At 40.2% G+C, this 15,777-nt stretch carries 12 protein-coding genes and 2 pseudogenes; 6 read left to right on the top strand and 8 right to left on the bottom strand.

Translation table 11 applies throughout. The features are described 5' to 3' along the window. The first annotated feature begins 67 nt into the window (after positions 1 to 67). Positions 68 to 1,423 (top strand): hypothetical protein, encoded by a 1,356-nt coding sequence (locus ACT3RM_RS05455; protein ID WP_441834432.1) that lies wholly within the window; start codon positions 68 to 70, stop codon positions 1,421 to 1,423. A gap of 72 nt (positions 1,424 to 1,495) precedes the next feature. Continuing rightward, the gene (locus tag ACT3RM_RS05460) at positions 1,496 to 2,044 is read left to right on the top strand and encodes an HPP family protein (RefSeq protein WP_441834433.1); all 549 of its coding nucleotides are present in this window, start codon (positions 1,496 to 1,498) and stop codon (positions 2,042 to 2,044) included. A 36-nt stretch (positions 2,045 to 2,080) separates the two neighbouring features. Here ACT3RM_RS05460 and ACT3RM_RS05465 read toward each other — a convergent pair whose 3' ends face one another. The 8 genes and pseudogenes from ACT3RM_RS05465 to ACT3RM_RS05500 all read right to left on the bottom strand — a co-directional run bounded on the left by ACT3RM_RS05465 (position 2,081) and on the right by ACT3RM_RS05500 (position 10,539). Beyond that, positions 2,081 to 2,332, bottom strand: a complete 252-nt coding sequence (locus ACT3RM_RS05465; protein WP_441834434.1) for a DUF3862 domain-containing protein — start codon at positions 2,330 to 2,332, stop codon at positions 2,081 to 2,083. A gap of 8 nt (positions 2,333 to 2,340) precedes the next feature. Then, positions 2,341 to 3,177 carry a peptidoglycan binding protein CsiV gene (locus tag ACT3RM_RS05470; RefSeq protein ID WP_441834435.1) on the bottom strand — a complete coding sequence of 279 codons (837 nt, stop codon included), beginning with the start codon at positions 3,175 to 3,177 and terminating at the stop codon, positions 2,341 to 2,343. Then, positions 3,177 to 6,650 (bottom strand): transcription-repair coupling factor, encoded by a 3,474-nt coding sequence (gene mfd, locus ACT3RM_RS05475; RefSeq protein WP_441834436.1) that lies wholly within the window; start codon positions 6,648 to 6,650, stop codon positions 3,177 to 3,179. Before mfd ends, ACT3RM_RS05470 begins: the two co-directional genes overlap by 1 nt. A gap of 50 nt (positions 6,651 to 6,700) precedes the next feature. After that, the gene (locus ACT3RM_RS05480) at positions 6,701 to 7,618 is read right to left on the bottom strand and encodes a carbon-nitrogen hydrolase (RefSeq protein ID WP_441994649.1); all 918 of its coding nucleotides are present in this window, start codon (positions 7,616 to 7,618) and stop codon (positions 6,701 to 6,703) included. Continuing rightward, a complete protein-coding gene (locus ACT3RM_RS05485) occupies positions 7,615 to 8,670 on the bottom strand; it encodes an agmatine deiminase family protein (RefSeq protein WP_441994650.1) in 1,056 nt (351 codons plus the stop codon). Before ACT3RM_RS05485 ends, ACT3RM_RS05480 begins: the two co-directional genes overlap by 4 nt. 62 nt (positions 8,671 to 8,732) lie before the next feature. Next, positions 8,733 to 8,885 (bottom strand): annotated as a pseudogene (locus ACT3RM_RS05490) (PilZ domain-containing protein); the annotation flags it as partial. A gap of 242 nt (positions 8,886 to 9,127) precedes the next feature. Continuing rightward, complete coding sequence (locus tag ACT3RM_RS05495) at positions 9,128 to 9,892, bottom strand: haloacid dehalogenase type II (protein WP_441994651.1); 765 nt, start codon at positions 9,890 to 9,892, stop codon at positions 9,128 to 9,130. Next, positions 9,889 to 10,539: a peroxiredoxin-like family protein gene (locus tag ACT3RM_RS05500; protein ID WP_441994652.1), complete on the bottom strand. Its 651-nt coding sequence runs from the start codon at positions 10,537 to 10,539 to the stop codon at positions 9,889 to 9,891. Before ACT3RM_RS05500 ends, ACT3RM_RS05495 begins: the two co-directional genes overlap by 4 nt. A 114-nt stretch (positions 10,540 to 10,653) precedes the next feature. Here ACT3RM_RS05500 and ACT3RM_RS05505 point away from each other — a divergent pair, with 114 nt between their 5' ends. From ACT3RM_RS05505 to ACT3RM_RS05520, 4 genes and pseudogenes are all read left to right on the top strand, one after another. Then, positions 10,654 to 11,535 carry a LysR family transcriptional regulator gene (locus ACT3RM_RS05505; RefSeq protein WP_441994653.1) on the top strand — a complete coding sequence of 294 codons (882 nt, stop codon included), beginning with the start codon at positions 10,654 to 10,656 and terminating at the stop codon, positions 11,533 to 11,535. A 115-nt stretch (positions 11,536 to 11,650) separates the two neighbouring features. After that, complete coding sequence (locus ACT3RM_RS05510) at positions 11,651 to 12,217, top strand: RNA polymerase sigma factor (RefSeq protein ID WP_441994654.1); 567 nt, start codon at positions 11,651 to 11,653, stop codon at positions 12,215 to 12,217. Then, the gene (locus ACT3RM_RS05515) at positions 12,214 to 13,287 is read left to right on the top strand and encodes a FecR family protein (protein WP_441994655.1); all 1,074 of its coding nucleotides are present in this window, start codon (positions 12,214 to 12,216) and stop codon (positions 13,285 to 13,287) included. Before ACT3RM_RS05510 ends, ACT3RM_RS05515 begins: the two co-directional genes overlap by 4 nt. Before the next feature lie 46 nt (positions 13,288 to 13,333). After that, a pseudogene (locus tag ACT3RM_RS05520) lies at positions 13,334 to 15,777 on the top strand (TonB-dependent receptor plug domain-containing protein); the annotation flags it as partial.

Here is a 15,777-nt window from a genome sequence, read left to right on the forward strand (position 1 = left end):
GCTTTTTTTATTGAATAAAGATAAGGACACACGTAGACTTAAGGCTTATATAAAGAAGGAGCATTGCTTGTTAAAACAGGATGAAAACTTATCCTTTATTATCGAACCTGAGTTGAGCCCGCGTTCTGAGCAGCGTATCGACCTGTATTTCTCTATCCCGAATGAAATGGGCATCAATCCGCAAACGCTTACCGAAGAGTCTTACTTTAATAATCACTTCAAAGCATTTTTAGCCTATAACGCTAACAACATTCACTTACCGCTTGTTCGTAGCCGTTTTGTGAGTAAAAACAAAGGCGAGCAGCAAGACTACCGACAAAACTTAAATTTATATTGTTATCAGGTGCGACTAGCCATTGAAACCGATATTAAAGAAGCGCTTAAAATTGAAAGCACCGATGAGTTTTATCAGCGTACTACGGAGCTTTGTGAACAAAGTACTAATTTATTAAAAAAGCTACGCCGTTATACCCCTGATGATGAAAAGCTGGTGCCATTTTATACCAATGCAGATAACTACTTAAGTTGGCAGGTCGAGCAATCGTTTTTAAAATTACTTGACGAAGGGCCCCGCAGCAGCGATTACGCAAAAGAGCGTAATGAGTTGATGAATTTTTGTAAAAGTGAAGACACCTATCGTACTGAGCAACAATATAACTCAGATTCCACTTTGCAAGACGCTAATAGAATAACGAACAAAATGCGCTTGCTGCAACGCTTAATTGAACATGGGGTTATTTTAAAAAGGCAAACTCGTTACCTTAACAGCTATTTAAAAAGAGTCGTTAAGGGCTCTGTTACTGCGGTGATCATGGCCTTTGTAATGGTGGTCGTGCTCAATGCCCGCTCAAGTTTTACTGAGGTTACGGCGACCTTAGTGGTTATTCTTGGTGCAATTTATGGATTGCGGGAAATATTTAAAGAAGATATAACTCGGGTTATTTGGCGCGCGATTGTAAAAGGGCGGCCAAAATGGCGTTTTTTATTTCGTAATAGTGTTACTAAAGATAAAATAGCCAGCCAACATATATGGCTTGAATATATGCGTTTTAAACATATTCCAGAGCAAGTGCGTAAAATATTTTCAAAGCGCCGGCAACAAAATAAGCAAGCTGCGCAGTGGCTACATTTTGCTAGCGAAATAAGGGTTAGCGCTAAAGAGTTTTTACCTGGCTATGACAGTCTGCAGCAAACCTTACAATTTAATTTATCGCCATTTGCACGGTACTTAAAAAAAGGTGAGGGCAAACTTTATCATATTGATAATAATAAAATTTCAAAGCAAGGTGTGGAGCGTCGATACCAGTTGAATTTAGTATTAGTGCAAACCATTGGAGATGATAAAAAGTACCAGCGTTACAAAATAACCCTCAATAGAAGTAAAATAGTCAATATTGAACTTATTTATACGAAAAAGAAATAAACGACCTCTCGTCTTTTTATATTATTACGGTATCATTCCTTTTCTGATTTTTATCGCTAATATGAGTGTTTAATGCGTTTATTGCTGTCAAGAATGTCTCCCAGTAGTCAATGTCCACCGCGTAAACCTATGAGTAAAATCATGTGGTCGCTGTTGGGATCATTTTTAGGCATTTACTTGGTGGGTTTAATAGGTCAAACGTTACAAGTTGATACTGTAACGCAGTTGTTTTTAATTGGCTCATTAGGCGCTACTGCGGTACTTATTTATGGCGCGCCGATGGCGGAATTTTCTCAGCCTCGAAACTTGGTGGGTGGGCATGTCCTGAGTGCGCTGGTGGGTGTGACAGTAGCAAAGTTAATTCAAGGGGACTTATTATTGGCAAGTGCTATTGCGGTGTCTGTATCTATCGCTGTTATGCACTTAACTCGTACTTTGCATCCTCCGGGTGGGGCGACAGCTTTAATTGCTGTGATAGGCGGTGAAGCTATTACTAATTTAGGCTATTACTATGTAATAAGCCCCGTATTTTTTGGCTCGGCGATTATGTTATTGGTTGGGTTGCTGGTTAATAACTTATCAAGTAATCCTAAGCGGCATTATCCAGTTTACTGGTGGTAATGTGTATAAATAGGTGGCAGAGCCACCTAATTCAAGTTACTTATTTACACCGGTTTTGCTATAAAGTGATACTTTATCTGATACCAGCGTGATCTCAATTTTCTTACCTTCATTACCCCAAATACAATTAGTGTGTAAGGTTTTTTCTTCACAGCTATCTGCTTTACCTAAAATAGTCTCAACTGCTGTTTTATCCATGCCGATTGATATCTTTTCATAGTTTTCTAAGTTCACTTTAGAGCAGGCCGCAAGTGCTAATGTTGCGGTAATAATTAAAGAGTTTTTCATGGCTTTTCCTAATGCTTAAACTTTCTTATCTGTACAATCATGCCCATCTTTGGGTGATCAAAGTAATGAATTTCGTGACTAATTACGCGTTTGAACTGAGAAAAACGTGCTTTTTCAATATCCCCTGTTGGTAATTTGTCAGCTAAATCAAAATCAGCAGTAATGTATAGGTAATGATTTAAATGAATCTTAAATAGGCCATCTAACTCCCAAGAAGAAACCATCTCAGGCTGTGTATTAAACCCAGTATTACTGTTATCCATTAAACTAATAAAGCTTGAATTATTTTGCGCATTTTGGTTGATAATACGAGGTGGTTTAAATTGCTCGCCACCAAATAAGTGAACACTTGGCGCGCGAAACTTACTTTTTCCCTCAAAGCGCCAACCGGTATGTAGTATGGGCGTTAAACCTTTTCGCTTTAATGCTTGTTGCTGGGCTTTAAACTTCAGTTGCGAAGGTGCTAGTAAGTAAGGTTCGATCATATTATCTTTTGCTGGTGCATCAGGAGTTAACGGAAGGCTGTCGTAGCTTTTTACATAATCTACGCTGTCATCACAGAGATTCGAACGCTCTGCGCTAACTAATGAGTCAGTAAATGATGAAGAATTAAAGCGGCTGTCGCCATTAATACATGCTTGTTGTGCTTGCTTTGAATACAAGGGACTTAATAAGTCTAATTGATTATTAGCGGTAATTTTTTCGTGTTTTAAGCTAAAGTCTTCTTGTAAGTAGGGGGCTTGACGCTGCTTGAAAATAAGCACTTCCACTTCAAACCAACGCTCTGCAAATGCACTACTGCTAAATACACAGCAAAGTATCAGAAGATATTTTTTTAACGACATTAATGGCTAACCTTTTTCTCGAAATCTGCAATCATTGCAGTGACCATTTTCAAGCGTTCATGAGGGTTTGCCTCACTAATAGCAAAACGTAACTTACTGGCACCATCCATTTTATAGATATGCGGTGCACTTTGTATCAAACCAATAATGAAGCTTGGGTTAACCTTAGTATGTTGGCTAAACTCAAAATAACCCCCCTTGGGGTTGGCTTCAATTTTATTAATGCCAATCGCACTTGCTTTAAGCTTTAGCTGTTGCAAACTAAATAAATTTTTAGTTGCGTCGGGTAATAAGCCAAAGCGATCGATTAACTCTACCTGCAACTCGTCCATATCATTAAGGTTAGCACAGCTTGCTACACGTTTGTAGATACCTAAACGGGCATTTACATCATGAATATAATCAGCAGGTAATAGTGCTGGTAGCTTTAAGTCGACTTCAGTTTGCTGCTGTAATAAGTTTTCAAGAGTCGGCTCTTTACCTTCTTTTAAGGCGTTAACTGCTTGATCGAGCATTTCCATATATAAATTAAAGCCAATGGTTTGCATTTGACCTGACTGATCATCGCCTAGTAGCTCACCTGCACCACGAATTTCTAAATCATGGGTTGCAAGGACAAAGCCTGCGCCTAGGTCTTCAAGTGATTCAATAGCTTCGAGTCGTTTTAGGGCATCTTTAGAAAGTGCTTTAGGGTTGCCGGTTAATAAATAGGCATAGGCTTGGTGATGGCTGCGTCCAACACGCCCACGTAATTGGTGCAATTGTGCCAAGCCCAGTTTATCCGCTCTATCCATAATAATAGTATTGGCGGTCGGTACGTCGATACCGGTTTCAATAATGGTGGTACATACCAAGACATTATATTTTTGATGATAAAAATCACCCATGATTTGCTCAAGCTCACGTTCACGCATTTGCCCGTGGGCTGATGTCACACTAGCCTCAGGTACCCATTCACTTATTTCTTGTGCTACGCGGTCAATGGTTTCGACATTGTTGTGTAAAAAATAAACTTGTCCACCTCGTTTAATTTCCCGTAATACTGCCTCGCGTATTAAATCGGCATCACGTTGGCGCACAAAGGTTTTTACCGCTAAGCGTTTTGCCGGTGGCGTGGCAATAATAGATAAGTCACGCATGCCGCTCATGGCCATGTTGAGTGTTCGAGGTATTGGCGTAGCAGTGAGTGTTAGTATATCGACATCAGCACGAAGTGATTTTATTTTTTCTTTTTGGCGTACACCAAAGCGGTGCTCTTCATCAACAATCAATAAGCCTAAGTCTTTAAAAACGATATCTTGTTGAATCAGTTTATGTGTACCAATAACGATATCTAGTTTGCCATTGGCCATTTTTTCTAAAGTGTCTTTTTGCTCTTTAGTTGAGTTAAAACGCGATAATACACCTACCTCTATAGGGAAATCAGCAAAGCGGTCTTTGAAATTTTCAAAGTGCTGCTGGGCAAGCAGGGTGGTTGGCACTAGTACAGCAACCTGCTTATCATCGTTAACAGCAGTAAAAGCAGCGCGCATGGCAACTTCGGTTTTGCCAAAGCCTACGTCTCCACATACTAATCGGTCCATGGCGAGTTTGCTTTGCATATCGCCGATGACGGCCTCAATAGCATTACGCTGATCGTCTGTTTCTTCAAATGGGAAGCTGTCGCTAAATTGTCGATATGCACTGCTATCGAGCTTAAATGCATTGCCTGGTTTTGCTTGGCGTTGAGCATAAATGTCGAGTAATTCGGCGGCTACGTCTCGGACTTTTTCAGCGGCACGTTTTTTTGCTTTTTCCCACGCATCTGAGCCGAGCTTATGAAGTGGTGCGCTTGCTTCCTCACCACCAGAATACCGGCTTAACATGTGCAGCGCGGCAACAGGTACGTAAAGTTTGGCTTCACCAGCATAGTTAATGGTGACAAACTCAGTAACAACACCTGCGGCATCAATGGTTTCTAAACCTTGATAACGACCGACACCATGATCAAGATGCACAATGGGTTGGCCAACTTTAAGCTCAGCCAAGTTACGTATTAACGCATCTTGGCTTGCTTCGTATTTGTGTTTACGGCGTCTGCGCTGGGAAACTTTAATACCGAGAAGTTCTTGTTCGGTAATAATTGCAAGGGTTGGTTTGCCACTAAGCACCACACTTTGCTCAAGAGGCGATACAACTAAACCAACATCACTGCTGCTGTGATAAAAGTCGCTAAAGGTCTCAAACTCTTTCACTTTTAAGCCACTAGGGCGAATGAGTGTTAATAGAGATTCACGGCGTCCGTCTGATTCAACCGACAGTAAAATACGGCCTTTTTGCTTTTTTATCTCGCTTACATAATTAATAAATGCTTGATAAGGTTCATGCAATTTATGGTCAATACGAACAGTTGGTAGTTCTTTACTTGCTAAATTGGTATTGCCTGCTTTAGTGCCGAGCTTAGCTTGGCTTAAGCGAATACGGGCAAAGTTACCTAAGTTTGAAAATAACTCATTAATCGGTTGATACAGGGATTCAGGCGCAAGCAGCGGCCTAAGTGGGTCAACTCGGCGGTTTTCATAGCGTACGTTTACATCATGCCAAAATTGATCAGCGGCGTGTTGTAAATCACCTAGCTGCATAAATGTGGTGTTGTTTGGCAAGTAGTCAAATATAGTTGCTAAGCCATCAAAAAACAGCGGCATGTAGTATTCAATACCTGCAGGCCAAGTACCTTTGCTAACCTGCATATAAACAGAGTCTTGTTCTGCACTTGCGCCAAATTGTTCGCGGTAATTAATTCTAAAGCGTTCTACGTCCGCTTCATTAGTTGGAAATTCATGAGCCGGAAGTAGCTCAATTCTATCAACCTTTTCATCAGAACGTTGAGTTTCAACGTCAAATAAGCGAATGGTGTCGATTTCATCGTCAAAAAAATCCAGTCTAAACGGGTGCGGGCTGCCCATTGGATATAAATCAACAATCGATCCGCGAATAGCGTACTCGCCATGCTCCATCACTTGTTGTACGTTTAAATAACCTGCTTGTTCTAAGTTGTCGCGTAGAGTGTGAGTGTCGAGTTTATCACCGAGCTTAAAGTTTAAGGTAGAACCATAAATAAATGAGGCCGGTGCGGTGCGTAGCATTAACGTTGAAACCGGCACAATCAATACACTTTGTTGTTCTTTTTTTAGTGTATTAAGAGTCGCCAGGCGAGCAGAAATAATATCTTGATGAGGCGAAAAATGATCGTAAGGCAGTGTTTCCCAGTCAGGAAAAACCATTACTGGGTTTTCAGGTAAAAGGTATTCAAGCTCTGTTTCAAGACGCAACGCGCTTGGTGTATCAGGGGTAACAATAACCACTAAATCAGAATGTTGCTTTACACCTTCGGCAATCGCGATACTTAAACCGCTGCCAGTGAGTTGCCCCCATTGAATTTTATCAGCTTGAGATTTTACCCATGGCAAGGCTGCCCATTGCGCAAACGCCATTTATTACTCCTTTACGTGCGCAGTCTTTGCTGCGCGAATTTTAATATTGTTTAGTCGCGGTATATTTTGGTTAAGTCGTGGTAATGATCAATACGACGGTCACGTAAATACGGCCATATACGTCTTACGTCATCGGTACGTTTTCGATCAAGTTGCACCACTAATTGTTGCTCGTCAGTACTGTTTGCACTAGCGAGTAATTCGCCTTGTGGACCTGCAATAAACGAGTTACCCCAAAATTGAATACCTTCGCTTTGTCCGCTGGGGTCGTTTTCGTGGCCTACGCGGTTAGCACTTATAACAGGCACGCCGTTTGCAATTGCATGGGCGCGTTGTGAAATTACCCAGGCGTCTTGTTGACGAGTTTGCTCGGCGCTGTCATCACGGGGATCCCAACCAATAGCAGTCGGGTAAATAAGTAGTTCAGCACCTGCCATTGCCATTAAACGGGCGGCTTCTGGGAACCATTGATCCCAACATACCAATACGCCAATTTTACCGACCGAGGTTTGAATTGGCTCAAAACCTAAGTCTCCTGGGGTAAAGTAAAACTTTTCATAAAAACCTGGATCATCAGGTATATGCATTTTACGATATTTACCGGCAATGCTGCCGTCTTTTTCAAGTACTACCGCGGTATTGTGATAAAGCCCCGCTGCACGCTTTTCAAATAATGAGGCAACAATCACAATACCTAATTCTTTAGCTATTGCACCAAGAGTTTCAGTACTTGGGCCAGGAATCGTTTCTGCTAAATCAAATGTGTTTACGTCTTCGGTTTGGCAAAAATATAAACTACGATGCAGTTCTTGTAATACTACAAGCTCAGCTCCTTTGCTTGCAGCATCACGAATACCGGCGATTGATTTTGCCATGTTTTCATCGGCATTATCGCTGTTACTTTGCTGAACTAATGCAACAGTAAATACATTAGTGAGTGCATCATTTACTATTTTAGAGTGGCTCATAGGGTTGCTCCAGCTAAAAATCCACGAGGTAATTGCATGGTAATGCAATGTAAGCTGCCAAATTGATGAATAATAGGCAAACAATTAACGCCTATTATGTGATGCTCTGGGTAAGCTTGTTGAACTTTTTTAAGGGCAAGCTCATCATTGCTATCATTATAAGTAGGCACTAATACGGCGCCATTGATAATTAAGTAATTAGCATAAGTGGCTGGTAATCTGTCGCCTTCAGTATTAAACACAGGCTTTGGCCAGGGTAAATCTATAAGCGTATATGGGGTGTTTTTGCTGGTTTTAAAGGTTTGCAATTGACTTTGCATTGCACTGAGTGCGTTAAAGTGCTCATCGTTTTGGTCATCACAGTTTACGTATAGCAAAGTATCATTTGGCGCAAAACGCACTAAGGTGTCAATATGACTGTCGGTGTCATCACCAGCTAAATAGCCATGCTCAAGCCATAAAAATTGGCTTGCTCCTAAGTGTTTAGTGAGGCTTTGCTCTATATCCGCTTGGCTTAATAGTGGGTTACGATTAGGGTTAAGTAAGCACGCTTTAGTGGTTAGTAATACACCGGCTTCGTTAATTTCTATGCCACCACCTTCCAGTACAATATCAACGGCTTGATAATCATTACTGCTATTTGCAAGTTGTTTAACTAACACGGCATTTATTTGATTATCAAGTGTGCTTGCAAACTTATTACCCCAACCATTAAAGGTAAAATCCATTATTCTTAACTGACTAGTATCGTTAATATTGCTGCAGGTAAGTGGGCCGTGATCTCGCGCCCAAGTATCGTTACAAGCCGTGATAACAAAGCGCACATTACTCATCGCGACATTAGCGTTAGTCAGCAACTTGTTAATGTGGTTTTTTAAGGCTTGATCATGAGCCACAATCACTAGAACTTGGCGCGCAGCAATATGTTGGCACAAGGAAATATATACAGGCTCAACGTTGGCTAGGTTATCTGCCCAGTCAGTATCTTGATGGGGCCAAGTGAGCATAATTGCATCTTGCTCAGCCCATTCGGGTAATAGTCTAAAGTTCATGAAAGTAATAAACAAATAAAGGTTGCGTTAGTTTAGCATTTTAGCCAAGGATGTCAGCTACTTCATGGTTTTGAGTTATCATTTAGTGGCTGCTCGGGAGGCTTCTGGTTAGTTTTTTTTAATTGTCGTGTTTGTGCGCGAAGACTTGCGCGTAGTACGAGCTCTTGGTCACTGCCTCTAATAGCTTTAAATAATAAGGAATACTGCTCAAACTCGATTAATTTTTAATTACTCATTGCGATCTCCTCCTTATATTAGTTAATACTCGCGCTCAAGTGTTTAAATTACTCGTTGTTGTTTAAGCCACAAAAAAGGGCAAACGTATTATTTGCCCTTGATTTTTAGCTTGTATGGCGATGTTAACCGTAGTTCTTTTTAGCTTCCCTTATTAGGTATGAAGCTTGAAAACATCGGTTTGAGCACTTTTATCTATTGTAAGTTTATGATTTTTAGTTAATTACTTTAGTTTCTCGACCAGCTCAGTTAAGTCTTTCACGTTAAAGTCAGGTTTTTGAGCTAGTGGATATAGCGCTTTACCTGGGCGTGCTATAAAAGCAGCATTTAATCCCGCGGCTTTTGCACCGGCAATATCCCATCCGTGAGCGGCCACGAGTAGTGCTTCTTCAGGCTTTACATCTAATTTTTCAAGCGCCCACTCATAAGCTCGTAGGTCTGGCTTATAAATTTTTATATCTTCGATACTGTAACGAGCATCAAAAAATTCAGTTAGCCCAGCATTTTCAAACTGTGCTTTTACACCCTTATTTGAAGAGTTGGTAAGGCTTACTAGCTTGTATCCTCTATCTTTTAATATTTGTAGGCTGCTTTTAACATCAGGGTGGGCTGGTAAGCTTAATAGCGGTGTGACAATTGCTGTTTTGGCTTTTTCAGCATCTAATGCAATACCATTGTTTTGAGCAACCATTAATAGTGATGCAACGCCAATTTCACCAAAATCTTGGTAATCGCCTATTGCGGTTGTTACTAATGAGTGATGGAGCATAGTTGAAAACCACAGTGGCAATAAGTCTTCACGACCACCTAATGCTTCGCCTATTGATGTACGCATTGACTCTAAATCGAGTAGCGTTTCGTTTACATCAAAAATAATTACTTTGGGCTGGGTGGCCTCTGTTTGTTCTGCCATTACATTACCTCCTACAAGAGTACTGGTGACTAGTAAACCTAGTGCTACTGATTTAAATTTTTTAAGTACGTTCATTTGTTTATTTCCTTTAATAAGTTAAGCACATCATTTGGCTCTGCGCGCTGTGTATAATCTTCAGATACAAATGCATAGGCGACCTCTGCGCGCTGATTAATCACATAAGTACTAGGTAAGGGTAGCTGATAACTATCATCCCCATTACTTTTTGGGAGATCTAACCCAAGCTTTGCGTAAATTGGTTTTAAACGTTCATCTAAAGTGAACACTAAGCCAAATTGCTCCGCTATTTTATTGCCTACATCCGAAAGTACGGTAAATTCTAGTGCATTTTTTTGTACTGTATCCAGTGATGAGTCAGGTAACTGCGGTGAAATTGCAATAAGCTCAGCCCCATGCGCTTTAAAATCAGGAAGTAGGGCGTTAAATGCTTTAAGCTCTAAATTACAATAAGGGCACCATCCGCCACGATAGAAGCTTACTACAATGGGGCCTTTAGCGAGTAAGTTACTTAACTTTATTGCTTTACCGTTTTGGTCAGGTAAAGTGAAATCAGCAACTTTATCGCCAATACGAAGGGCTTTATCGGCAATATGCTTTGAGACTAGTAGTTCTGTGGTTTGGTTCATTACGTCAAGTATATCGCTTGGCATTTTAGCTTTTTTTTGCTCTTCATAAGCTGCAATCTGTGCGGTTAAATTCATAATGAATTCCTTACTAAGTTGAATTACTATTGAGTATAGTGTTTTGTTTATTTAAATAAACAGTGAAAAACTAAAAGCTGTATTCGAAAATATTAAATAAAGGTGAAAGGTTAAATGTATAGCATTAGTGACCTAGAAACATTTATAGCCGTAGTTGAAAATAAAGGGGTACTTGCTGCAGCAAGCGCACAAAGGTTATCACCGGCAACTGTTAGTCACAGGTTAAGTAAACTTGAACGTGAATTGTCCACTGTGCTTGTGTTTAGAGATAGTAGGCGCATTCGTTTGTCACCTGCCGGTGAGGTGTTTTATCGCCGTGTTGGCGCTATTTTAGAGGCGCTACGTGATGCTGAGCACACGATAGGTGCAAAGGGATCATCAGTCAGTGGCTTGCTGCGAGTTACCATGCCGCCTTGGGTGTTTTCGAAGTTTGTGATGCCAAAGCTAAGTGCCTTTGAAGAGCAGTACCCTGATATTAAGCTAGATTTTTTAATTTCAGATAACTTTGTCAATGTCGTAGATGATGCCCAAGATGTTGCCATTCGTGTAGGCAGGCTAAATGATTCGGCGCTACTTTCTAGAAAAATAGTTAATAACCACCGAATATTATGCGTAGCACCAAGTTATGTCAAAAAATATGGCATGCCTGAAAATATAGCGCAATTAAATGATCATCATTGGGTCTGCTTACCGTGGCAGCGTCAACTTAGGCTGCAAAATAGCAATAACGAAATAGTTAACTTTAATGCCAATACTCGTTTTACTATTTCAAACTCCGACAATATGACGCAAGCAACACTTGCCGGACACGGTATTGCAATTAAGTCTAAAATTGCTATTGATGAAGAGCTGAAATTAGGTCATTTATTAGAAGTACTACCGGGATCTTTAGCTGACAACCATGCACCAGTATGGTTTTTACGACCACAAAATAGTTTAACTACTCGAAAAACAGAAGTGTTTTATGAGTTTATGCGGTCATTATTTGAGAGCTAAATGGCAAGGGATTAACATTTGGTAGCAAAATAAATATAAGTTTAACAAATTATCTTGTAATTAATGGTAAAACTCGTAATCTAAGCTTAATAACAATAAAAATAAGTGGTTAAGGATGACAAAAAAAAATTCACTCACGGCCTCTTTTTTAGGACTGTCGACGCAATTGCGTCGATTTGTTTCGCGAATTGTTGCACCGGATGATGTAGAAGATATTGTTCAAGAAACGTTTATTAAAAGTTATGAGGCTGATTTAAAAAAAGATATTAAGTATGCCCGTAGTTATATGCTTCGAACAGCAAAGCACTTAGCGCTCAATCATGTTGCTAAATGGGATAATAAATATAATGACTCACTTGATGAAGGTAGTGAGTATCAGCAGGCATTAAGCTCATTGCAGTTAGAAGACGAAGTTACCTCAAAAGAGCGCTTTTTATTATTTTGCCGAGCAACAGAACAATTAAGCCAATCAGTACGTAAATGCTTTATTTTGAAAAAAGTTTACGGTATGAGTCAAAAAGAAATCGCTCAACAAATGCAGCTCAGTGAAAGTACGGTTGAAAAGCATATTGCTAAAGGATTATTGCAATCAATGCAGTACATGCAAGCTCATGAACATATTGGCCGGCCGCGGTCGTTTAGTGAACAAGGGCAGGCTCCTGCTAGGAGGGTAGGAAAATGAGTAACATTCATCAATTTTCGTCTAAAGACGCCATTCAAGCTCAAGCCAGTCGCTGGATAAGTGCTATGGATAGAGGCTTAAGCCAAAAAGAAAGAGCTGGTTTCCAAGTATGGGTTGCACAAAGCTCTCATCATCAAGACGCTGTATTTGAACTTGCTCAACTCTGGGACGACATGAGTGTGCTTAATGAGCTAAGTAGTTTATTTCCAAATAAATCAATTAATACTAAGTCTCCATTTTTTGCACGGTACACTATGGTGGCAAGCTTTTTTGCATTTTTATTATTGGCTAGTTTTATGTTTATTAACTTAGATGTATGGCCTGATAATGAAAAAATGAAAGCTAAGTATAGTAAAATTTATCGTATAAAAGTAGGCGAGCAAGCAACTTACGTGTTACCAGATAGCACCATCGTTCAACTCAATACCAATAGTTTGTTAGAAGTTGCTTATACTCAAAACCACAGACAACTTATTTTAACTCGTGGTGAAGGGCGTTTTAATGTTGCCAAAGATGCTTCGCGACCATTTACTGTAATGGCGGGTGATAAAGATTTCACTGCATTAGGGACGGTTTTTAATGTTCAACGCAATGCAGTCAATGATTTAGAGCTGGTGGTTACAGAAGGTAAAGTGATGATCACTGCGCCCAATATAGAAGTTAATGCGAGTGATTTCTCCGCACTTCAAGGTGCCAGTAATGATACTGAAAAAGTAAAAATTATTAATGCTAGTATTGTCACCTCTGGTGAAAAAGTATTAATTAAAGAAAGTAAAACAAAAAGTATTAACCGATTATCAGTTGATGATATACAGCGAGATCTTGCATGGCAACAAGGCATGTTGATTTTTAATGGTGAGCCATTAAGTGAAGCATTACAGGAAGTAAGCCGATATACAGCAACTCGTTTTAAGCTTTCTGATCCCGCTTTAGGAAGTCTAAAAGTGGCAGGCGTGTTTAAGGCTGGCGATATTATTGGTTTATTAGATAGTTTACAGGCCAACCTCGCAATCGAGCATGAACGTTTAGGCGAGCATATCGTTAGTCTAAAACAGGGCGATCATAGTTAGGCGGTGAGAAGTTAAGTAATCACAATAATCAAATTAAGATGTTGCTATGGTTGAAACGAAAAGTAAAAAAATAATTAAAAAAAAGAAGTTTAAATGTAGCGGATTTTTCTATGTGAGCTGTTTGTATAAACTGCGCAGTAACCAAACGTATACTCGATGTGGGTTAATGCCTTTGCTTGCTTTAGCAATAAGCTATAGTGCTCAGGCCATAGCCGAAAATGCACCGATGATACAACTTGACATAAAAGCGCAGCGAGCAGACCTAGCCTTAATAGAATTTGCAAAACAGACTGAACAAACAATCGTTTTTTCTTTTGACTTAGCTAAACAATACCAAGCTCAATCTGTGTTTGGGTATTATTCACAGCTAGATGCACTTACCACTATGTTAGAACGAACTGAACTCGCTGCGGTTGTTGATCAAGATGGTTTACTGAGTATAAAACTCAAACAAATCAATAGGAATGATAACAACATGAAAAAGCTTTCAGGAGTCAGTGCTGCTGTATTACCTCTTTTAATGGCCACCAATAGCCAAGCGGTTAACGCACAAGAGCAAGGCGCAGATGAAAACATAGAAAAAATCGCTATTGTCGGTAGCCGTGTAGCCGGGCGTTCAGTGGAAGATTTACCTGTTCCTGTTGATATTTTAAGTGCTGAGGCACTTGAAAACACAGGTCAAACTGAAGTGGGCCGTATGTTACAAGCTATCGCGCCTTCATTTAACTTTTCAAGTTCATCAATTAGTGATGGCACCGATGCTCTTCGTCCTGCCACATTGCGTGGTTTAGGACCAGATCAAACCTTAGTACTTATTAATGGTAAGCGTCGCCTCAAGCCAGTATTATTCATATTAACACCTCTGTAGGGCGCGGTACTGCGGGCACTGATATGAATGCGATTCCTGCGGCCGCAATTAAACGAATTGAAGTTTTACGTGATGGCGCAGCGGCACAATATGGCTCAGATGCTATTGCGGGTGTAATAAATATTGTTTTAAAAGATGCTGAAGAAGGTGGGAAAGCGGCGATTAATTATGGTCAATACTCAGAAGGTGATGGCGAAACTGTTAATGTGGATTTTAACAAAGGCTTTGCCCTTGGTGATGATGGCTACTTAAATACGACAATTAACTACCGCGATCGTGCCCCAACTAATCGTGCTGGTTTACATGGTTCTTGTCAGTTTTATGGTTGTACTGAGCTTGACGATGGTACGCTTTTAGCTGGCGATCCGCGTGAGTTAACCGTAGAGCGTGACACATTTAGAATTGGTGATGCAGATTCTCAACAATTCTCTTTAATCGTTAATTCAGGATATGAGCTTGCTGGTGGTGAGCTTTATAGTTTTATTACCTATTCAAGTCGTGATAACGAATCAGCGGCATTTTTCCGCCATAATGCAAATGCGGATGGCAACCCAGTTTTACAAGATGGTGATGCAACTATTCCTCTTGGCTTTTTACCAAAAATAAACACGACTATTGATGATGTTTCGTATAATTTTGGTTTTAAAAAAGAATTTGATAACAGTTAAAGCATAGACTTTTCATATACTTATGGTGAAAATAGTATAGATTATACGACCAGTGATACCATTAATGGCTCATACGCTAATTTACTACGCTATGAGCAAGGATTAAGTGCTGATGAAATTCGTGCCGCCATTCCTCGAGAAGCTTACGCTTATGGCATGGAATTATCATTGCAAACCTTAAATCTCGATTATACAAAAGATTATGATGATTATTCATTAGCGATGGGCGCGGAGCTGCGTACCGATGAGTACCGTATTCTAGAAGGCAGTGAATACGCCTACCGTGATTATGATAGCAATAACGGTGTGAACATTTATGAAGGACTCAGCGGTGGTGTTGGTAGTGAAAATGCTGCGGGTGGCACGCAAGGTTTTGGTGGTTCATCACCGGCATCATCGGTCGATGAGTCTCGCGATGTGATTTCGTTTTATTTAGATGCTGAGGCCTACATTATTGACGATGTGATTCTCTCCGGCGCGCTGCGTTATGATAACTATAAAGGCTTTGGTGACACGGTTAACTTTAAGTTAGCGGGTAACTGGTCAATGACCGATGATGTGTCGTTACGTGGTGCGGTTAGTACAGGGTTTAGAGCGCCATCTATGCAGCAACTATACTTTAATAATATTAGTACGCAGTTTGTTGTTGATTCAAATGGCGACCTTGTTGCAGAAGAGGTAGGCACATTTAGAAACGACAGTACACTTGCACAAAGTATTGGTATTCCAGAGCTTAAAGAGGAAAAATCACAAAATTACAGTCTTGGTATTGTTTATAATATGACAAGCAATATTAATATCACGGTTGATTACTACTCGATTGATATCGACGACCGAATTGTGATTAGTAATCGCTTAGGCAAAGGCTTATCATCAACACTTGATGCTGCACTTGTAAGCTCGGGAGCAGGGGCTGGTCAGTTTTTCTTAAATGGGGCTGATACGGAAACTCAA

It is taken from the genome of Pseudoalteromonas sp. AOP7-A1-14 (assembly GCF_052376275.1).
Lineage (GTDB): Bacteria > Pseudomonadota > Gammaproteobacteria > Enterobacterales > Alteromonadaceae > Pseudoalteromonas.